We start from the raw sequence: 20,342 nt of genomic DNA on the forward strand, positions 1-20,342 counted from the left end.
ATGGGGTGGTTCCAGGACTTGATCGCCCGGCTCACGGGCCGGGCGGACCAGGCAGAGGCTGAGCAGGGCGGGCTCGCCCTGCCCCCGGTGCCGACGAGCGACGACATCCTCGTCTCCGTCGACCGGGTGCAGGAGCAGATCGCGGGCCGTGTGCCGCCCGCCGTGACGGCCCGTGTGCAGCGCATCACCCGCACGGTCCACGACATGGTGCCGCGGCTCGACCGGCTCGGCGTCGGCAGCGCGCAGGCGCACACGGTCGTCGCGACGGCGACGAGCTACCTGCCCGAGGCCGTCGGCGGGTACCTGCGCCTGCCGCGCGACTTCGCGGACCGACGCGTCGTGGCGCAGGGCAAGACGTCGCTGATGATCCTGTGCGACCAGCTCGACCTCCTCGGGGTCACGCTCGACAAGATCTCCGACGCCGTCTCGCGCGCCGACGCCGCCGCGCTCGTCGCGCACGGGCAGTTCCTCGCGGACAAGTTCGCGACGTCGTCGATCGCGCTCGCGCCCGGCGCGGGCCTGGGGACGGCGCAGCCCACCGACCTCGGCGGGGGCACGTCCCCGCTCACCCCACCGGGAGCCGCCCCCGGGGCGGAGCACGGCCGGACGGAGCGGCCATGAGCGGCGGGCAGGGGGCCCACCCGGGCGGGACCGGTGCAGCAGGGCTCACGGCAGCGCTCGACGCCCTGGTCGTGGCCGGCGCGACGGCCGGGCTCGCCGAGGACGCCGTGCGCGACGAGGGGTCGCGGCTCGCGGCCGCGGTCGCCGAGTCCGCGACGGGGGCCGCGCACGAGTGGCTCGCCGCCGTCGGGCACGAGAGCGCCGCGTTCGGCGCGTTCTTCACCGCCGCCGCGAGCGCCCGCCGCTGGCGCTCGGCACCCACGGACCTCCTGACGGGCCTCGTCTCGTCCGGCTCCCCGGCCGCCGTCGACTACGCGGCCGCGCTGGCCGACGTCGTCTCCGCGGCGTGCGACCTCGGCTCGCCGAGCATGTCCGTCCTCGCGAGCGCGTCCGCGACGGCGGCCGTCCAGCGCGACGCCGCCGCACCACGCCGCCCCGCCCCGAGCGTGGCCCCCACCGGCACGCGTCCCACCGGCGCTCCCGCTCACGTGGACCTGTCGAGCCTGGACCTCTCGCTCGGCGGCTCGTCGTTCGGCACCGCACCGTCCGGGACCTTCCCGTCCGGGACCGGGCGCGCGGGCGAGGTCGGCGACCTCCCGTCCGTCGAGGCGATCCTCGACGCGCTGCGCCCGGCGCCCACCCCCACCGGCGACGCCGCAGGCAGCACGCAGGGAGCCGCCGGCACGTCGGCGGAGGTCGAGGCGGAGACCGACACCGAGGCTGCCGCCGAGCCGGACCCCCGCACGCTCGAGGAGATGCTCGGCGAGCTGGACGCCCTCATCGGGCTGGACCGCGTCAAGCACGAGATCCGTCAGCAGACCGAGATGCTGCGCATCGAAGGGCTTCGGACCGCAGCGGGCCTCACGCGCCCCACGATGACCCGCCACCTGGTGTTCCTCGGGAACCCCGGCACGGGCAAGACGACGGTCGCGCGCCTCGTGGCGGGCATCTACCGGGCGCTCGGGCTGCTCGCGAAGGGCCACCTGGTGGAGGTCGACCGCTCTGAGCTCGTCGCGGGCTACCTCGGGCAGACGGCCGTCAAGACGTCCGAAGTGGTCGCCACCGCGCTCGGCGGCGTGCTGTTCATCGACGAGGCGTACGGCCTCGCGGAGGACCAGTACGGGGCCGAGGCCATCAACACGCTGGTCAAGGACATGGAGGACCACCGCGAGGACCTCGTCGTCATCGTCGCCGGCTACCCCGGACCCATGGGCGAGTTCCTCGCGACGAACCCCGGGCTGGAGTCCCGCTTCTCCACGACCATCACGTTCGAGGACTACACGGACGTCGAACTACGCGACATCTTCGAGCGGCTCGCGACGAACGCCGACTTCGAACCGACCGAGGAGTGCCTGCGACGGTTCGAGGAGATCGCGTCCCTCCAGCCACGCACCGAGGGCTTCGGCAACGGCCGCTACGCCCGTAACGTCCTGGACGGCGCGATCGCCCGGCACGCGTGGCGCCTCAAGGACACGGCCGAGCCGACGCTCGCCGAGCTGCGCCTGCTGCTCCCCGAGGACCTGCTGGCCCCGGAAGCCCCGACCGACGACGCGCAGCCCGTCGAGCTCTTCACCACCGACACCGCCCCCACCGAGGAGCACGCATGACGCAGACCGCCGCGCCACCCGTCCCCGCGAGCGCGCCCGACCCCGGCCCCGCCGGTGCACGGCGCATCGTGCCGGCCGCCGCGACGCCCGCGCGCACGAGCCGTCGTGCACGTCTGCGCGCGTCGATGGCGCGCACGCCGGGCCGGATGCGGATCGCGCTCGCCGTGAGCGTGCTCGCTGCGATCGCCTTCGGCCTGCTCGGCTTCCAGGCGGCCAGCGTCCAGGCACGGGCGCTGACCGCGGCCGAGCACGACACGAGCCAGCTCGTCGACATCCAGGAGGCGCGCAACACGCTCGTCGTGGCCGACGCCATCGCGACCAACGCGTTCCTCGTGGGCGGTCTCGAGCCGACCGCGCAGCGCGAGCGGTTCGACGAGGCGGTCCTCGCCGCGACGACGCTGCTCACCGAGCTCGCCGGGCGCAACGCCGCCGACTCCCCCGAGCTCGCCACCGCGCAGGCCGGGCTGAGCGACTACGTCCGACTCGTCGAGCAGGCGCGCGCGAACAACCGGCAGGGTTTCCCGGTGGGCTCGGCGTACCTCGACCAGGCGTCGACGACACTGCGCGACGAGACGCTGCCCGCCCTCGACGGTCTCGTCGTGGCGAACGCCGACCGGGTCGCGACCGACTTCGCGGGCGTGCGCAACGCGCTGTGGATCCTCGCCGCGGGCCTGCTCGCGCTCGCCGTGCTCGTCCTCGTGCAGGTCTGGCTCGCCCGCCGCACCCACCGCGTGCTGAACGTGGGCCTCGTGGCCGCGTCCGCCGTCGTGCTCGTGATCGGGATCGGCGGGGCCGTGGTCCTGGGCCAGGCGAGCTCGACGGCGAACGCCGTGCGCGCGGGCCCGTACGCCGCGACCCTCGCGTCCTCGCAGGCGTACTCGCTGGCGAACGACGCGAAGTCCATGGAGAGCTTCACCCTCATCAAGCGCGGCTCCGGCCAGGCGTACGAGGAGGAGTTCGTCGCGTCGGTGACCGAGGCCGGCGAACGGCTCGACACCGCGGCCGCCGAAGGCGTGATCGGGGACGAGTCCTCGCGTGCGCTCGACGAGTGGGTCGCGCAGCACGAGCTCATCCGCGAGCTCGACGACGGCGGCGACTGGGACGGCGCGGTCGCGCTCGCGATCGGCGACGACGCGGACAGCCCGAACGCCGCGTTCGACGCGTTCTCCGCCCAGGTGCGCGACGACATCGCGCAGAGCACGACGCAGACGCAGGACCGGCTGTCGTCCGCCCAGGGCCTGTCCGCGGTGTCCGCGTGGCTGCTGCTGCTCGCCGGCGGCGCCGCGGCGCTGCTGGCGTGGCGAGGAATGTCCGCCCGACTGGAGGAGTACCGGTGATCGCGCGAACCACCCGAGGAGCACGCCTGCCGCTCGTGGCGACGGCGCTCGCCGCGGCGCTCGTCCTGGGCGCGTGCTCGGGGCCCGACGGCGCGTCGGACCTGCGCCGCGACGTCGCCGAGGAGACCACGACCGAGGAGGAGCCGGCCCCGCCCGCGGCGTCGTCCCAGCCGGCGACGTGCGAGGACCCGGTCGCGTCCTACGAGCCCGAGGGTTCCCTGCCCGGCCCGGACGACCTGCCGTCCGGCAGCACCATGGCCGAGATCCGCGAGCGCGGTTCGCTCGTCGTGGGGGTCTCGGCCGACACGCTGCTCATGGGCTCGCGCAACCCGCTCAGCGGCGAGATCGAGGGCTTCGACATCGCCGTGCTGCACGAGGTCGCGCGGGCGATCTTCGGCGACCCCGACCGCCTGCAGTTCCGGGTGATCACGTCCGGCCAGCGCCTCGACGTCCTGGAGAGCGGCGAGGTCGACGTCGTGGCCCGCGCCTTCACCATGACGTGCGAGCGCTGGGAGACCATCGCGTTCTCGTCCGAGTACTACCACGCGGGTCAGAAGGTGCTCGTGACGCGCGACTCGACGGTCGAGCGCATCGAGGACCTCGAGGGCCAGCGGGTCTGCGCGCCCGAGGGCACCACGACCCTCGAGCGCCTCGGCGAGTTCCCCGGCATCGAGGCCGTGCCCGCGCAGACGCACACCGCCTGCCTCGTGCTGTTCCAGCAGGCCCAGGTCGAGGCGATCACGGGTGACGACACGATCCTCGCCGGGTTCGCCGCGCAGGACCCGTACGCGAAGGTCGTGGGCGAGGCCATCAGCGACGAGCCGTACGGGCTGGGCATCGGGGCCGACAACGTCGACCTGGTGCGCTTCGTCAACGGCGTGCTCGAGGAGATGCGCGACGACGGCACCTGGACCGACCTCTACGAGCGGTGGCTCGGAGTGCTGGGCCCCGCCCCCGAGCCGCCGAACGCCGTGTACGGCCGCCCGTCGTGATGGGCTCCCCCGCGCGCGTCGCCGCACCCGAGGCGCCCGGTCGCCTCGGCGTGGCGATCGACGCCCGGGAGCTGCTGACGTACCTCGGCGGGCTCGAGACGTGGCTGGGTCAGCGCCGCACCGAGCTCGACCGGCTCGACGAGGCGGCGCAGGCGGCCGAGACGCCCCACAGCTACACCTCCGACCTCCTGCTGGCGCTGACCCTGTGGCAGGCGATCCGCGGCCGCGCGGACGAGCTGCAGGTCGTCTGGGACTCGGGCCGGGCCGACGCCGTCGCCCGGGAACGGATGTCTCAGCTCGTGTGGGGTCGTCTCGACTCGGGCAACGGCGCGGCGCTCGTGTCCCTCGTCGAGGCGGTGAACCTGTGCGACGCGCTCGTCGTGCAGCTGCGCACCCGCCTGTCGTTCGACCCGAGCACGGCCGACCAGGTCGCCCGCCTGCGCGGCCTGCGGGCGGAGCTCGTGCGCTGCGAGGACCTCGCCGGGTCGGACCCGGGGGCGCGCGCGACGATCGAGTCGCTGCGCCGCCGCCTCGATCGCATCACGGAGCGCGCCGCCCGCGGCGGAGACGTCTCGGGCCCTCTCGCAGAGCTCGAGACCGCGACCGCGCACGCCGAGCGGGACCTCATCGTCGCGGCGTCGCAGCGTCGCCAGCTCGCGGCCGACCGCCAGCGCGCCGAGGAGCAGCGCGCCGCCCTCGAGGCGCGCGAGCCCGCGCTGCACGACCTCGCCGCGCGGTGCCGCGCCGAGATCGCGGTCCCGCCCAAGCACGCCGTGCCCGACGTCTCCCGCCTCGGCCCGGTCCCGGCGGACCGCGCCGCGCTCGACGACTACGTGCAGCGCCTGGAGACCGTGGGTCGTGCGCTCGCCGCCGTCGAGGGGGCGTACGCCGCCCCGCTGCGCGAACGTGCCGAGCTGCGCTACGCGCTCGCCGGTCTGCGCACCCGCGCCGCCGAGGCCGGCCGGGACGCGTCCTTGACCGTGCGCTCGGGGTACGACGAGGCCCACGAGGCCGTGGAGCGCACACCCTGCGACCTCGCTATGGCCCGCTTCCTCGTCGACCAGTTCCGCTACCTCGCGCGGCCGATGCCCGCGCCCGCCCTCTCGCCCACCCCGCCCCGGCCGGTCGCCGGCCACGAAGGAGCGCCCCAGTGACGACACCCTCGACCCTCGCGTGCTCGCAGCCCGGCTGCACCGGCACCATCGAGGACGGCTACTGCAACGTCTGCGGCTCGCCCGCCGGTGCCGCACCGGTCCCCGTCTCGAACGCTCCGGCCGCGGGTTCGTCGTCGGCGGGCGCCCCGGCGTCGCCCTCCGCGATGCTCGGCACCGGGTTCGCCGAGGCCGGGCCCGACCTCACGGCCTCCGCGCCCGACGGCGACCCCTCCTCGACCCGCACCGGCCGGACCAGCTCTGCCCGGCTCGCGACGGCGGCTCTCGGCTCGGCACGGACGGCCGCGACCGGCTCCAAGGCGACCCGTCGTCTGGGCACCAGCTCCGCTCGCCTGCGCGGCCACCGGCTCGGCGCGGGCCTGACCACGGTCCCCTCGAGCCCTGTCACCGATCCCCTGCAGGCCGTCATGGCGGTCCCGGAGGTCCCCGAGTCGAAGCGCTACTGCCCGTCGTGCGGCGCGCGCGTCGGCCGTTCCCGCGACGGCGTGAGCGGACGCACCGACGGGTTCTGCCCGCAGTGCGGGACCCGCTTCGACTTCACGCCCCAGCTCTCACCGGGTGATGTCGTCGGGAACCAGTACGAGGTGGTGGGCTGCCTCGCCCACGGTGGCCTCGGCTGGATCTACCTCGCGCGCGACCAGAACGTCTCGGGCCGGTGGGTCGTCCTCAAGGGTCTGCTGAACTCCGGCGACCCCGACGCGTTCGCGGCGGCGATCTCCGAGCGCCAGTTCCTCGCCGAGGTCGAGCACCCGCTGATCGTCGAGATCTACAACTTCGCGATGCACAACGGCGCCGGGTACACGGTCATGGAGTTCGTCGGCGGCAAGTCGCTCAAGGACATCCTGCGGGACCGGCGCGACGCGAACGGTGGGACGAACGACCCGTTGCCGGTCGACCAGGCGCTCGCCTTCATCCTGGAGATCCTGCCGGCGTTCTCCTACCTGCACGACAAGCACCTGCTGTTCTGCGACTTCAAGCCGGACAACATCATCCAGCAGGGCGACGGCGTCAAGCTCATCGACCTCGGCGGTGTGCGCCGCGCGGACGACATGACGTCGGCGATCTTCGGCACGGTCGGCTTCCAGGCGCCGGAGGTGCCCGAGGTCGGCCCGTCGGTCGCGTCCGACATCTACACGATCGGCCGCTCGCTCGCGACGCTCGTGCTCGACTTCCGGGGGAACACGTCCACGTACGCGGCGTCGCTGCCGCCCGTGGCCGACACCCCCGTGTTCCAGCAGTACGACTCGTTCTACCGGCTCCTGGCGAAGGCGTGCGCGCTCGACCCGTCCGACCGGTTCGGCACGGTCGACGAGATGCGCGCCCAGCTCGTCGGGGTGCTGCGCGAGGTCGTGGCCACCGACCGTGGGCAGGGCAGCGCGGCGCTGCACTCGGCCGCGTCGGTGCTGTTCGAGGCGCCCGCGTCCGACGAGGCCGAGCGTCCGCTCGCGTGGGACCAGCTCCCGGCGCTGAAGATCGACGAGCACGACCCGATGGCGAGCTGGCTCGCGGGCGTCAACGTGGCCGACCCCGCGGCGCGGCTCGCGGCGCTGTCGTTCCCCCCAGAGGACACGGTCGAGGTCCGGCTCGCCCGTGCGCGCGCGGCCATCGAGGCCGAGCGCCTCGACGTCCTGCAGGAGACGATCACCACGATCCTCGCCGACGACCCGTGGGAGTGGCGTGCGGCCTGGCTCGGCGGCCTCGGCGAGCTGGCGCGCGGTGACGCGACGGCGGCCCGGGCGTCCTTCAACGCGGTCTACGGCCAGGTCCCCGGTGAGCTCGCGCCCAAGCTCGCCCTCGCCTCCGCCTGCGAGCTGAGCAAGGAACCGGAGATCGCGGAGTCGCTCTACGTGATCTGCGCACGCTCGGACGCGAACTACACCGCACCCGCGGCGTTCGGCCTCGCCCGTATCCGGGAAGCGCGCGGCGACGTCGACGGCGCACTGCACGCGCTCGACCTGGTGACCTCCACCCGCAGCTCCTACCTCGAGGCGAGGATGCTGCGGGCCCGGCTGCTCGCCGGGTCCGGGCGTGGGCTGCCCGCCCTCGCCGATGCGCTCGCCAGCGTGGAGTCGGTCGCGATCGCCCCGCGCGAACGGGCGGAGCTCACGGTCGGTGTCCTCGACTCCGCGCTGCAGCTCGTCACGGAGACCGGCGCGGCTCCGCAGACCAAGATCGCGGGGGTGACCGCCGAGGAGCCCGCGCTGCGCGACGCCCTCGAGCAGGCGTACCGGGACCTCGCGGCCGTCAGCGACGACCACGGCGAGCGGATCGACCTCGTCGACCGCGCCAACGCCGTGCGGCGGTGGACGCTGCGATGAACGCCCGCACCACGACCCTGCCCCCGTGCACGTCCTGCGGGGAGGAACCCGGGGACGGCGCGCGGTTCTGCGAGAACTGCGGCGCCGACCTCGCGGCGCAGGGCGCCGCCCTGCCCGAGGCAGCCCCGGACGCCGAGCGCGAACGACCCACCGAGGAGGTGACGGCGCCCACGACGCCCGCCGCTCCCACGGCCCCGGTCTGCCGCGCGTGCGGCGGGACGATCGCCGACGACGGCTACTGCGAGCTGTGCGGCGAGCCTGCGGGCAACGAGCGGGACCACTGGACCGAGCAGCCCGCGCCCTGGGTCGCGGGCGCGTGCGACATCGGCCGCCGCCACCGGCGCAACGAGGACGCCATGGCGCTGGCCGCGGACCCCGAGCCCGGCAGGTTCGCGGCGCTCGTGGTGTGCGACGGCGTGTCCTCCGCCCCGGACTCCGACCTGGCCAGCCTCGCCGCAGCCCGCGCTGCCCGCGACGTGCTCGCCGAGGGACGACCCGACGGGAGCACGCCCGTCACGGGCACGACGTCCGAGCGCATGGGGACGTGGTCCGCCCTGCTGTCCGCCGCAGCGCTCGCCGCCAACGAGGCCATCGTCGAGACCGTCGGCGACAAGGCCCACCGCGACGACCCGCCGTCGTGCACGTTCGTCGCGGCCGTCGTCGACGGACCGCTCGTCGTGGCCGGGTGGATCGGCGACTCGCGCGCCTACTGGCTGCCCGACGACGGACCGGGGCGCCAGCTGAGCGTGGACGACTCGTGGGCCGAGGAGATGGTCGCCCAGGGAATGTCCCGCGAGCAGGCAGACGCCTCACCGCAGGCCCACGCCATCACCCGCTGGCTCGGGCCGGACGCGCACGACCTCACGGCTCGGACCGCACCGACGGTGCCCTCCGGGCCCGGCTGGTTGGTCGTCTGCTCGGACGGGTTGTGGAACTACTGTCCGGGCGCCGACGACCTGGGAGGGCTCGTGCGTACCACGGCGGAGGCGACCGGTGGCGAGCCCGCACCGCTCGCGGCCGAGCTCGTCCGCTGGGCAAACGCCCAGGGCGGGCGCGACAACATCACCGTGACGCTCGCACGGTTCGATAACCTGCTCATGAACCTGCCCCCGACACCCGAGACCGCGGACGAGGCGCCTACCACGCCGACCGACCCGCGCAGCTGAACCGACGAAGGAGCCGACAACCCATGGCCGAATTCACCGCCGAGGTCTTCCAGAACGAGTTCCTGTCCGAGGGCGGGACCGACGTGCACGCCATCGTCACGGTGACGTGCACGGGCGCGGGCACCGCCGGTGGCGCAGGGGCGGGCGGTGGCGTCGCCGAGATCATCATGGTCGACACGTCAGGCTCGATGTCGGGTCGCAACATCGAGTCGGCGAAGCACGCCGCGCAGGTCGCCGTCGACCAGATCCTCGACGGGACGTGGTTCGCCATCATCGGCGGGAGCCACGTGGCCAACCGGGCGTTCCCCTACCCCAACGCCCGGGTGTCGATGGTGCAGATGGAGCCGGGCGCCCGTGACGAGGCGAAGCGCGCGATCTCGATGATGACGCCGGGCGGCGGCACCGCGATGAGCACGTGGCTGCGCCTCGCCGCCCAGCTCTTCGACAGCGTGCCGCAGGCGACGCAGCGCCACGCGATCCTGCTCACCGACGGCAAGAACGAGTCGGAGGCCCGTGGGATGCTCACCAAGGCCGTGCGGGACGTGACGGGTCAGTTCCAGTGCGACGCCCGCGGGGTCGGCTCGCGCTGGCAGGTCGACGAGCTGCGCGAGATCTCGACGGCGCTGCTCGGCTCGGTGGGACTCATCGCCGACCCGAGCGAGATCGCCGCGGACTTCGAGGCCCTCATGCGGGCGTCGATGGCGCGCGGTGTGGCATCGGCCGACCTGCGCGTCTGGGCGCCGCAGGGTGCGCAGGTGCTGTTCGTGCGCCAGGTCGCGCCGACCGTCGAGGACCTGACGAACCGGCGGGTCGAGGTCAACGCTCTCTCGGGCGCGTACCCGACCGGCTCGTGGGGCGACGAGTCCCGCGACTACCACGTCGCGGTGCGGGTCGGCTCGAAGCCCGTGGGCTCCGAGCAGCTCGCCGCGCGGGTGCAGCTCGCCGTGGGCGGCGAGGTCGTCTCCTCGGGCCTGGTCAAGGCCAAGTGGTCCGACGACGAGACGCTCACCACGCGTATCAACCCGGAGGTCGCGCACTACACGGGCCAGGCGGAGCTCGCGGCCGTCATCCAGGAAGGGCTGGCCGCGAAGGCGTCCGGCGACGAGGCGACGGCGACCGTCAAGCTCGGCCGCGCGGTCCAGCTCGCCCAGCAGACAGGCAACGACGAGGCGACGTCCCGCCTGCGCAAGGTCGTCGACATCGACAGCGAGGAGCAGGGCACCGTGCGCCTCAAGCGGAACACCTCAACGCTCGACGAGATGGCGCTCGACACCGCCTCGACGAAGACGACGCGGGTGCGTCGATGAGCACGGTCGTGTGTCCGAACGGGCACTCCTCGGTGTCCACCGACTACTGCGACACCTGCGGGGAGCCCATCGCGTCGGCGGCGGGCGCTTCGGCGGCCGGTGCGTCCGCGACGCCCGCCGGTCCTGCCGCACCGTCGACGGGCGCCCCGGCGCAAGTGCCGTGCCCGAACTGCGACTTCCCCGCCACCACCGGCGCGCTGTTCTGCGAGAACTGCGGCTACGACTTCACGACCGGGTCGCTGCCCGTGGCGGCCGCGCCCCCGGCCGTCCCCGCACCCGGCGCCCTCGAGCCGCCCAGCTCGCTCGACCTGTCCGCCCCGGCGCAGCCGTCGGCGGCCGAGCCGTCGTCGGCAGCCGGCCCCGCATCGCCGGACGACCCCGCGACGGGGTCCACCGGGGGCCCGGCCGGGGCCACCTCCGGGTCCGCCGCGGACCCGCTGCCGGACCCGTCGGCGAGCGACGACCAGTGGGTCGTCGAGGTCTGGATCGACCCGGACTGGTACGCCGCGCAGAAGCCGGAGGACCCGATGCCCTCGGCAGGGCTGCCGGGCCTGGTCGTGCTGCGCGAGCGCAGCGTCCTGGTCGGCCGGCCGTCCGCGTCGCGCGGCATCCACCCGCAGGTCGACTGCGGGGCGGACACCGGCGTCTCCCGGCGTCACTGCCAGCTCAACACCGACGGCCTGCGCTGGTGGGTCGAGGACCTGCAGTCCGCGAACGGGACGTTCCTGAGCCCCGCGGGCGAGGCCCTGCCGACCGACCCCGTGCCCCCGGGGCAGCGGCGCGAGGTCGAGGACGGCGACCGCATCTACCTCGGCGCCTGGACCCGGCTCGTCATCCGGCGCGCGCTGCCCGGCGAGGTCTGAGCCATCTGCGCCCGGTATGGAGGATTCCTCCATACCGGGCGACTGTGGGGCACCCTCGATGTGGGACATCCTCCAACGGGTTGTGCGGACCGACCAACGTGCCCACCGACCGCTCGTCGGGACCGGGGGCGCAGCAGGGCATGCCGGTTCGCCACAGTGGACGGCGGGGGCGCACCGGCCCTCACCGACCGAACGGAGCACGATGACCCACCCCGTGAGCACTGAGCCGTCCACGCACGCACCACCCGCCCGGTGGACGGTCGGCGCGTCCGACGCTGCGCGCATCGCGACGTTCGCCGCCCTGATCGCCGTGCTCGGCATGCCCGGTTCGATCGCGTTCTTCGGCAACGCCGTCCCGATCACGCTCCAGACCCTCGGCGTGATGCTCGCCGGTGCCCTCCTGGGTGCGTGGCGTGGTGCACTCGCCGTAGGGACGTTCCTCGTGCTCGTCGCCGCAGGTCTGCCGCTCCTGGCCGGCGGCCGTGGTGGGCTCGGGGTCTTCGTCGGCCCCTCGGTGGGGTACCTCGTGGGGTTCGTCGCCGGCGCAGCGGTCGTCGGGTGGCTCGTCGAGCGCGCTCGGCGCACCACGCTGCCCGGCGTCGTGGTCGCCTGCCTCGTGGGCGGCGTGCTCGTCGTCTACGCGTTCGGCATCCCCGCGCAGGCCGTCATCACCGGGGTCCCCGTCGAGACCGTCGCGCGCCTGTCGCTCGTGTTCCTGCCCGGGGACCTGCTCAAGGCGCTGCTCGCCGCGACCGTGACGGTCGGCGTCGTGCGCGCGTACCCGCCGGCGGCACCGGCCGCCCGCCGCTGAGGTCACCGTGCCCGTCGCCCACCAGGTCCTCGCCCACGCCCAGCGCCACGGGCCCCGCACGGCCGTGCGCAGCGGCGAGCGCGCCCGCACGTATGCGGACCTCGCGGGCGACGTCGTCACCGGCGCGGACTACCTGCGCGGGTCGGGCGTCGCGCGCGGCGGGCTCGTGGCGGTCTCGCTGCCCGACCCGGCCGACCTGCTCACGGCGGTCCTCGCCGTCGACCACCTCGGCGCGACCCCGCTGGTGTGCGACCACACGTGGTCGCGCCACCAGCGCGCCGAGGTGCTGCGCTCGGTCGCGCCCGGCACGTTCGTCGACGTGCCCCTCCCCCGCCGCGCCGCGTCCGGTGCGCCCTCGCCACACCGCGACGACCTGCCGGACGCCGCCCGGGCCGACGACCTCGCGTGGGCCGGGTTCTCCTCCGGCAGCACCGGCCGCCCGCGCGCGGTCGTGCGCACGCGCGGGTCGTGGGCCGGGTCGTTCGAGCACCTGACGCGCCTCGTCGGGCTGGGACCGGACGACACCGTCCTCGTCCCGGGCCCCCTCGCCTCGTCCCTGTACTGCTTCGCAGCCGTGCACGCCCTCGCGCTCGGCGCGACCGTGCAGCTCGCGCACGGGCCCGCTGCGCTCGCGACCGCGCTCGCCCGCTCCCACGTCGTGCACCTCGTGCCGCAGCTCCTCACCGACGTGCTCGACGTCATCGAGTCCGGTGCGCCCAGCCGGTTGCGCACCGCGGTCGTCGGCGGCGCGTCCCTGCCGGCCGGCGAGCGCGAGCGCGCGGCCCGCCTCGGGATCGGGGTCGTCGCGTACTACGGGGCGGTCGAGCTGTCGTTCGTCGCGGTCGACCCCGACGGCCACGGCCTGCACCCCTTCCCCGGCGTCGAGGTCGACGTCCGGACGCTGCCGGCCTCCAGCCTGGGCGAGGTCTGGGTCCGCTCGCCGTGGGTCGCGCGCGGCTACCTCGCCCGGGCGACGGGCCCGTTCCGGCAGGAGGGCGGCTGGTCGACCGTCGGCGACCTCGCCGACCCGCTCCCCGGCCCGCTCGTTGACACTCCGGTCGCGGACGCTCCCGTCGCAGCACCCGCGCCGCTGGTGCTGCGCGGTCGCGGGGACGGTGCGATCCTCACGGGCGGCGCGACCGTCGTGCCCGAGGACGTCGAGGTGGTGCTGCGCGCCGTCCCGGGGGTCGAGGACGTCGTCGTGCTGGGCACGCCGCACCGCCGGTTCGGCTCGGTCGTCACCGCCGTCGTGCAGGGCGACGGGCGCCCCGGCCTGCGCGCGCACCTCGAGCGGGTGGCCCGCGTGTCGCTCGCACCCGCCCAGCGTCCACGCCGCTGGTACGGCGTGCGCGAGCTGCCGCGGACGCCGTCGGGCAAGCCGGCACGCGCGGCGGTGAGCGAGGCGCTCGGAGCGGCGACCACGACCTACGGCGGACTGCCGTGAGTGCGGCGGCAGGCGCTGTGCGTGACGACGCCCCGGTGGTCGTGGCGGCTCGGCGCACCTGGATCGGCACGGCCGGGCACGGGCACCGGGACGTCAGGGCGGTCGACCTCGCGGCCGTCGTGCTGGGCGCCGCGCTCGATGACGCCAGGGCGCTCGGTGTCGCAGCGGAGGTGGACGACGTCGTGCTGGGGAACTGCACCGGACCCGGCGGGAACCTCGCGCGCGTGGCCGCGCTCACCGCGGCGGGGCTCGGCACGGGCGTGCCGGGGCTCACGGTCGACCGGCAGTGCGGCAGCGGCCTGGCCGCGGTGCTGCTGGCCGGGCAGCAGGTGCGCACCGGCGAGGCCGGGATGGTCTTCGCGGGCGGTGTCGAGAGCGCGTCGACCGCGCCCCGGCGCGCGCACCGCACCCCGGACGGCGACGTGCCCTACGACCGCGCCCCGTTCGCGCCCGCCGCCATCGGCGACCCCGACATGGGCCCGGCTGCCGACGCGCTGGCCCGCGCCTACGGGGTGCCGCGCGAGCGGCAGGACGCCTACGCCGTGCGCAGCCACACCCGCGCGCTGGCCGCGCACGCCGCCGGGCGCTTCGACGCCGAGACCGTCCCGGTGCCGAGGGACCCGTCGGGCACGGGATCCGCGCACGGATCGCCGCTGCGCCGCGACGAGCGGGCGAGGCGTCTGGACCCGGCCGTCGTCGCGCGCCTGCCGGCCGCATTCTCGCCGGACGGCACCGTCACGGCGGCGACGGCCAGCCCCGTGAGCGACGGCGCCGCGGTGCTTGCGATCGTCCCGGAACGCACCCGTGCCGCGCTCGGGCTGCCGGGGCTGCGCCTCGTGGCGGGTGCCACGCGTGGCGTCGACCCGCGCCTGCCGGGCTGGGGCCCGGTCCCGGCGGTCCGCACCGTCCTCGCAGCGGCGGGACAGGACGTCGGGCAGCTCGACGCGATCGAGCTCGTGGAGGCCTTCGCCGCCCAGGTCCTCACCGTCACGGACGCGCTCGGCCTGGACCCGCTGGGGGTGCCCGACGACGACGCCCGGCTCTGCACCGACGGCGGCGCGCTCGCCCTCGGTCACCCGTGGGGGGCCAGCGGTGCGGTGAGCGTCGTGCGGCTCTTCAGCCGGCTCGTGCGGGCCGGGGCGCCCGCGGGGACGCTCGGCCTCGCGGCGGCGGCCGTGGGCGGCGGGATGGGCGTCGCCGGCCTCTTCGAGGTGGTCCGGTGACGGGCTGCGTCGTCGAGCTCGAGGACGTGCACGTGCGCCTGGGCGAGCGGGACGTGCTGCGTGGTGTGGACCTCGTGCTGCGCGAGCACCGCGTCGGCGTCGTCGGGGCGAACGGGTCCGGCAAGAGCACCCTCGCGCGGCTGCTCAACGGGCTCGTGCTGCCCACCCGCGGGTCGGTGCGGGTCGACGGTCAGGACACCGCCCGCCACGGCGCGACCGTCCGGCGCCGCGTCGGGTTCGTCTTCACCGACCCCGACGCGCAGATCGTCATGCCGACCGTCGCCGAAGACGTCGCCTACTCGCTGCGCCGGCACCGTCTGGGCGCCACCGAGGCCGACCGACGGGTGCACGAGGCGCTCGACCGGCACGGACTGGCCGGGCACGCCGACCACCCCGCGCACCTGCTGTCCGGGGGGCAGAAGCAGCTCCTCGCCCTCACGTCGGTGCTCGTCACCGAGCCACAGCTGGTCGTCGCCGACGAGCCGACGACGCTGCTCGACCTGCGCAACACCCGCCGCGTCGCGCGCGAGCTGCTCGCGCTCCCCCAGCAGGTGGTGCTCGTCAGCCACGACCTCGACCTCCTGGCCGACTATGACCGGGTCCTCGTCGTCGACGACGGCCGGGTGGTCGCCGACGACGAGCCCGGCCCCGCCGTCGCGCACTACCGAAAGCTCATGGAGCGCGAACCGTGAGCACGACCGACGTCGCGACCCGGGCGGAGGTGGGGTCCGTCCTGCACCGCGCGCCTGCCGGTGCCAAGCTCGTCGGCCTCGCCGTCGCGTCCGGTGCCCTGCTGCTGGTGCGCTCGCCCACCGGGGTGCTGCTGGCCGCCGTCGCCGTGCTCGCGGCCTACGCCGCCGGCCGGGTGGGGCCGCGCGCGGCATGGTCGCAACTGCGCCCGCTGCGGTGGGTCGTGCCCGTGATCTTCGTGGTCCAGTGGCTGACCCTGGGCCCCGCGCAGGCCGCGGTGCTCTCCGCCCGGCTGGTGATGCTCGTCGCCCTCGCGGCCCTCGTCATGCTCACGACGCGCACGAGCGCCGTCCTCGCCGCGATCGAGCGCGGGCTCGCGCCCCTCGGCCGGCTCGGGGTCGACGTCGGCCGGGTCGCGCTCGTGCTGTCCCTCGCGATCCGCAGCATCCCGGTGCTCGCCGCGTTGGCCACGCGGGTGCGCGACGCCGGGCGTGCCCGCGGCCGCGAGCGGGACGTGCGGGCGTTCGCCGTCCCGCTCGTCGTCGGTGCGCTGCGTCAGGCCGACGCGCTCGGCGACGCCCTGCGCGCCCGCGGGCTCGACGACTGAGCCTCGCGCCACCGCACGACCAGGACCACCACCCCGAGCACCACGACCGCGAGCGCCACCCCCGCCAGGACGTCGGTGAGGAAGTGGTACCCCAGGTAGAGCCTGCTGCCGGCGACGACGACGGTCACGGCGAGCGAGACGACCGCCCACACCACGAGCAGGCGGCCGCTGTGGTGCCGGTGCCACAGGAGGTACCCGCCGACGAGCACGAGCGTCGCCGCACCGATGGTGTGCCCCGAGGGGAACGAGAACGTGTGCTCGATGCCGGGGACGACCATCGAGTCGTCCGGTGGTCGTGGCCGCGCGACGAGCGCCTTGATGGAGACCGAGAGCACCGTGGACAGCGCCATCGCGCCCACGAGGAGGCCCGGCTCCCACCACGTGCCGGCGACCCGCGCCCAGACGAGCGCACCGACCGCGACGAGGACGGGGAGCACGAACGGGCCGAAGATCGTCGTCACGACCGTCAGGAACGTCGTGAGCCCGGCGCTGCGGTGCGCGACCATCCACTCGAGGATCGGGTCGTCGACGAGCCAGAGGTCGTCCTGCTCGCGCACCGCGTCGTACAGGCCGCCGAAGGCCACCGCCCCGAGCACGACGAGCACGACGCCGGGCCACGCCCAGCGCACGACGTTCCCTGCGACCTGCGCGGCCCGCACCGGGCCCGCGGGTGTGCTCTGCTGCTCCATCCCGCGAGGGTAGGTCGAAAATGCCGTGCGCCGAGCATCCTCGCCGTGGTTGTGTGGACACACACCGCGGTGACGTCCGTCCGGTCCGTACCGGGCGGTGGAGGGTCCGGCCAGACCCACGAGTCCGACGTCACGAGAGAACCACCATGCACCCCCTCATCACCTACGACATAGCCGTCCTCGACCGTCGCGAGCGGCTGCAGGAGCTCACCCTGCGGCGCAACCAGCTCCGACGCACCAGCACCCGCGTCCCCGCCCGCACGCGCCAGGCACGCCTGACGCGCCGCGACGGATGACGCCAGCACGCCGACCGTCTGCAGCCGCAGTCGACGGCACCCCTCGAAGGCCCCGGCAGCACGGACCCACCGTCCGCGCCGGGGCCTTCGTCGTCCCCGCGCGCACCCGGGGTCGGACGCACCCCATAGGCTGGTGGGCGTGAGCCCTCTGAACACCAACGACCGCATCGTGTGGATCGACTGCGAGATGACCGGTCTCGACCTGGGCGCCGACGCCCTCGTCGAGGTCGCCGCCGTCGTCACCGACTCCGAGCTGAACGTCCTCGGAGAGGGGGTGGACGTGCTCGTCGCACCACCCGCGGCCGCGCTCGAGCAGATGGGCGACTTCGTCCGGGACATGCACACGTCGTCGGGCCTGCTCGACGAGCTCTCCGCCGGACTCACCCTGGCCGAGGCCGAGGAGAAGGTCCTCGACTACATCCGCGCCTGGGTCCCCGAGGCCGGCAAGGCCCCTCTCGCCGGGAACTCCGTCGGCACCGACAAGGCGTTCCTCGACCGCGACATGCCCGGCCTCGTCGGCCACCTGCACTACCGGATCATCGACGTGTCCTCCATCAAGGAGCTCGCCCGCCGCTGGTACCCCCGGGTCTACTTCGCCTCCCCCGCGAAGAACGGCGGGCACCGCGCCCTCGCCGACATCCTCGAGTCCATCGACGAGCTGCGCTACTACCGAGAGGCCCTCCTCGTGCCGCAGCCCGGCCCGGACTCCAAGTCCGCGAGAGCAGTCGCCGAGCGCATCAAGGCCACCAGCGTGGCTGGCGTGACGCAGGCCACGGCCGCCCCGAGTACGACCACGTCGTAGAGCACCCCGTGGAGCAGGTACACTTTTCGACGGTCGGTGTACCGCTCTTCGAGGGGTCACCGTAGCCGTGGTGGGTATAGCTCAGCTGGTAGAGCACCTGGTTGTGGTCCAGGGGGTCGCGGGTTCAAGTCCCGTTACTCACCCCAGCGCCGAGGCCGTTCCGACGGAACAGCTCGGACGAACGAAGGCCCCGGGTCGACACGATGTCGGCCCGGGGCCTTCGCGTTTCATCCACCCCCTTGGGCCGTCCTTCCCCCAGCGAGAGGACAACCGCTTTGCATTCTCAGGTACGCGGTCGGTTCATCTGAGTTCCTGCAGGGAGCACCCTCCTACTAGGACGACAGCGACGACTGGATCATCCCCGCTTGCGGGAACACGGGCCGACCTGCGAGTCGATCTTCGTGTTCGAGGGATCATCCCCGCTCACGCGGGGAGCACTGGAGGTCGCCGGCCAGCGGGCCGACCTTCGGCGGGTCATCCCCGCTCGCGCGGGGAGCACCTCGTAGACGAGGCCCATCGGCGCCGGCCCCCGGGATCATCCCCGCTCGCGCGGGGAGCACATGACGATGACGCCTCCGAGGGCCATGCCGATCGGATCATCCCCGCTCGCGCGGGGAGCACAGTCCGTGGCGCCGGTTCGTACTGGACGACGACGGATCATCCCTGCTCGCGCGGGGAGCACGCTCGGTCGGCCTCGCGTGCCTCGCGCGCCTTCGGATCATCCCCGCTTGCGCGGGGAGCACGGGACAACGTCAAGGGCGTGGGCTCGAGCATCGGGATCATCCCCGCTCGCGCGGGGAGCACTTGCGCGGAAGGTCTCGCCACCACGGGGACGCCGGATCATCCCCGCTCGCGCGGGGAGCACATCTCCTCGTACTCGGTGACCAGGGCGGGGTCGGGATCATCCCCGCTCGCGCGGGGAGCACTCGATGCCGCGGCCTCGGACCGGCGCCTTCCGAGGATCATCCCCGCTCGCGCGGGGAGCACTTCCCCATGGGTGCGGGGAACATGCGTCGACCCGGATCATCCCCGCTCGCGCGGGGAGCACTCATTCCACGCCTTCAACAGCACGCCATAATCGGGATCATCCCCGCTCGCGCGGGGAGCACGTAGTCCGTCTGCGCGCAGAGGCGTTCGAGTTCGGATCATCCCCGCTAGCGCGGGGAGCACGCTGAGCGGTGGGGCAACATCGCGACTCAGCGGGGATCATCCCCGCTCGCGCGGGGAGCACTGGCCGGTCAACGGTGCCGCGTTCGACCCGAAGGGATCATCCCCGCTCGCGCGGGGAGCACGGCACGGTGGCGACCGGTAGGGGGGTGGTGGTGGGATCATCCCCGCTCGCGCGGGGAGCACTACGTCGTGGCCACCGGTTGCGGCACGGCCGCGGGATCATCCCCGCTCGCGCGGGGAGCACGTGGGCTCGAACATCGTGGGCGGCCTCAAGTCGGGATCATCCCCGCTCGCGCGGGGAGCACTCCGCACCCGCCAGGATCGCGTCCGCCAGCCGGGGATCATCCCCGCTCGCGCGGGGAGCACCCGAACGGGCTCACGAAGGCGCTCCTGCGGCAGGGATCATCCCCGCTCGCGCGGGGAGCACCCCGAACGTCAGGTCCGACTCCGAGATCGTCGTGGATCATCCCCGCTCGCGCGGGGAGCACGGCAGCGATCCGGGACTACGCGGCGTCGCACGGGGGATCATCCCCGCTCGCGCGGGGAGCACTTGACGATGTCGGCCTCGGTCGTGGCGAAGTTGGGATCATCCCCGCTCGCACGGGGAGCACGCCGAGACCGACGAGTGGCGGTACGGGGTCGCGGGATCATCCCCGCTCGCGCGGGGAGCACGGCAGCGATCCGGGACTACGCGGCGTCGCACGGGGGATCATCCCCGCTCGCGCGGGGAGCACTTGACGATGTCGGCCTCGGTCGTGGCGAAGTTGGGATCATCCCCGCTCGCGCGGGGAGCACGCCGAGACCGACGAGTGGCGGTACGGGGTCGCGGGATCATCCCCGCTCGCGCGGGGAGCACGTGCCCTCCGCAGTCGCCGCGTCGATGACGACCGGATCATCCCCGCTCGCGCGGGGAGCACCTGTTCCGCATGGTGGCTCAGCTCCCGGGCGAGGGATCATCCCCGCTCGCGCGGGGAGCACTTACCGGCGACCTTGGCGAGCGCGTCGGTGGCGGGATCATCCCCGCTCGCGCGGGGAGCACCACTACGCGAAGATCGCGGGCCCCACGTCGAACGGATCATCCCCGCTCGCGCGGGGAGCACTGCTGAGCCTTCCACGACATCCTGGGGACCTCCGGATCATCCCCGCTCGCGCGGGGAGCACTCGATGACCACCTTCGACGTCTCCGCACGCAACGGATCATCCCCGCTCGCGCGGGGAGCACGGGAT

The 20,342-nt window shown here is 74.5% G+C and carries 17 protein-coding genes, 1 tRNA gene and 1 CRISPR repeat array (1 of these 19 only partly in view); of the genes, 17 read left to right on the forward strand and 1 reads right to left on the reverse strand.

Translation table 11 applies throughout. The features are described 5' to 3' along the window. The 14 genes from OHL10_RS15595 to OHL10_RS15660 all read left to right on the forward strand — a co-directional run bounded on the left by OHL10_RS15595 (position 1) and on the right by OHL10_RS15660 (position 16,158). The gene (locus OHL10_RS15595) at positions 1-621 is read left to right on the forward strand and encodes a hypothetical protein (protein WP_265523149.1); all 621 of its coding nucleotides are present in this window, start codon (positions 1-3) and stop codon (positions 619-621) included. Beyond that, complete coding sequence (locus tag OHL10_RS15600) at positions 618-2,228, forward strand: AAA family ATPase (protein ID WP_265523150.1); 1,611 nt, start codon at positions 618-620, stop codon at positions 2,226-2,228. The genes OHL10_RS15595 and OHL10_RS15600 overlap by 4 nt, the downstream gene beginning before the upstream one ends. Beyond that, a complete protein-coding gene (locus OHL10_RS15605; RefSeq protein ID WP_265523151.1) occupies positions 2,225-3,565 on the forward strand; it encodes a hypothetical protein in 1,341 nt (446 codons plus the stop codon). Before OHL10_RS15600 ends, OHL10_RS15605 begins: the two co-directional genes overlap by 4 nt. After that, positions 3,562-4,557: a glutamate ABC transporter substrate-binding protein gene (locus OHL10_RS15610; protein WP_265523152.1), complete on the forward strand. Its 996-nt coding sequence runs from the start codon at positions 3,562-3,564 to the stop codon at positions 4,555-4,557. The genes OHL10_RS15605 and OHL10_RS15610 overlap by 4 nt, the downstream gene beginning before the upstream one ends. Then, positions 4,557-5,711, forward strand: a complete 1,155-nt coding sequence (locus OHL10_RS15615) for a hypothetical protein (RefSeq protein WP_265523221.1) — start codon at positions 4,557-4,559, stop codon at positions 5,709-5,711. Before OHL10_RS15610 ends, OHL10_RS15615 begins: the two co-directional genes overlap by 1 nt. After that, entirely contained in the window at positions 5,708-8,047 is a 2,340-nt protein-coding gene (locus OHL10_RS15620) for a serine/threonine-protein kinase (RefSeq protein WP_265523153.1), read from the forward strand. Before OHL10_RS15615 ends, OHL10_RS15620 begins: the two co-directional genes overlap by 4 nt. Further along, entirely contained in the window at positions 8,044-9,213 is a 1,170-nt protein-coding gene (locus OHL10_RS15625) for a PP2C family protein-serine/threonine phosphatase (RefSeq protein ID WP_265523154.1), read from the forward strand. The genes OHL10_RS15620 and OHL10_RS15625 overlap by 4 nt, the downstream gene beginning before the upstream one ends. A gap of 23 nt (positions 9,214-9,236) precedes the next feature. After that, the gene (locus OHL10_RS15630) at positions 9,237-10,520 is read left to right on the forward strand and encodes a VWA domain-containing protein (protein ID WP_265523155.1); all 1,284 of its coding nucleotides are present in this window, start codon (positions 9,237-9,239) and stop codon (positions 10,518-10,520) included. Next, a complete protein-coding gene (locus tag OHL10_RS15635) occupies positions 10,517-11,383 on the forward strand; it encodes an FHA domain-containing protein (protein ID WP_265523156.1) in 867 nt (288 codons plus the stop codon). Before OHL10_RS15630 ends, OHL10_RS15635 begins: the two co-directional genes overlap by 4 nt. Positions 11,384-11,597: 214 nt before the next feature. Further along, positions 11,598-12,194 carry a biotin transporter BioY gene (locus tag OHL10_RS15640; RefSeq protein WP_265523157.1) on the forward strand — a complete coding sequence of 199 codons (597 nt, stop codon included), beginning with the start codon at positions 11,598-11,600 and terminating at the stop codon, positions 12,192-12,194. A gap of 7 nt (positions 12,195-12,201) precedes the next feature. Further along, positions 12,202-13,638, forward strand: coding sequence for a class I adenylate-forming enzyme family protein (locus tag OHL10_RS15645; RefSeq protein WP_265523158.1), 1,437 nt, complete (start codon positions 12,202-12,204; stop codon positions 13,636-13,638). 17 nt (positions 13,639-13,655) lie between these two features. Next, the gene (locus OHL10_RS15650) at positions 13,656-14,861 is read left to right on the forward strand and encodes a thiolase family protein (protein WP_265523159.1); all 1,206 of its coding nucleotides are present in this window, start codon (positions 13,656-13,658) and stop codon (positions 14,859-14,861) included. Further along, complete coding sequence (locus tag OHL10_RS15655) at positions 14,858-15,553, forward strand: energy-coupling factor ABC transporter ATP-binding protein (RefSeq protein WP_265523160.1); 696 nt, start codon at positions 14,858-14,860, stop codon at positions 15,551-15,553. Before OHL10_RS15650 ends, OHL10_RS15655 begins: the two co-directional genes overlap by 4 nt. Then, positions 15,550-16,158 carry an energy-coupling factor transporter transmembrane component T family protein gene (locus OHL10_RS15660; RefSeq protein WP_265523161.1) on the forward strand — a complete coding sequence of 203 codons (609 nt, stop codon included), beginning with the start codon at positions 15,550-15,552 and terminating at the stop codon, positions 16,156-16,158. Before OHL10_RS15655 ends, OHL10_RS15660 begins: the two co-directional genes overlap by 4 nt. On the opposite strand, the gene OHL10_RS15665 is transcribed toward OHL10_RS15660, so the two are convergent. Next, complete coding sequence (locus OHL10_RS15665) at positions 16,107-16,847, reverse strand: phosphatase PAP2 family protein (protein WP_265523162.1); 741 nt, start codon at positions 16,845-16,847, stop codon at positions 16,107-16,109. The two genes, OHL10_RS15660 and OHL10_RS15665, sit on opposite strands and share 52 nt — an antisense overlap. Positions 16,848-16,993: 146 nt before the next feature. Between OHL10_RS15665 and OHL10_RS15670 the strand changes: the two genes are divergently transcribed. From OHL10_RS15670 to OHL10_RS15680, 3 genes are all read left to right on the forward strand, one after another. Continuing rightward, complete coding sequence (locus OHL10_RS15670) at positions 16,994-17,143, forward strand: hypothetical protein (RefSeq protein ID WP_265523163.1); 150 nt, start codon at positions 16,994-16,996, stop codon at positions 17,141-17,143. A gap of 139 nt (positions 17,144-17,282) precedes the next feature. Continuing rightward, a complete protein-coding gene (orn, locus tag OHL10_RS15675; protein ID WP_265523164.1) occupies positions 17,283-17,945 on the forward strand; it encodes an oligoribonuclease in 663 nt (220 codons plus the stop codon). 70 nt (positions 17,946-18,015) lie between these two features. Then, positions 18,016-18,091, forward strand: a tRNA-His gene (locus OHL10_RS15680). Positions 18,092-18,355: 264 nt separating this feature from the next. Continuing rightward, a CRISPR array of direct repeats spans positions 18,356-20,342; the repeat unit is 28 nt; unit sequence GGATCATCCCCGCTCGCGCGGGGAGCAC; it runs 118 nt beyond the window's last position.

This window comes from Oerskovia flava (genome assembly GCF_026163685.1).
Classification (GTDB): domain Bacteria; phylum Actinomycetota; class Actinomycetes; order Actinomycetales; family Cellulomonadaceae; genus Oerskovia_A; species Oerskovia_A flava.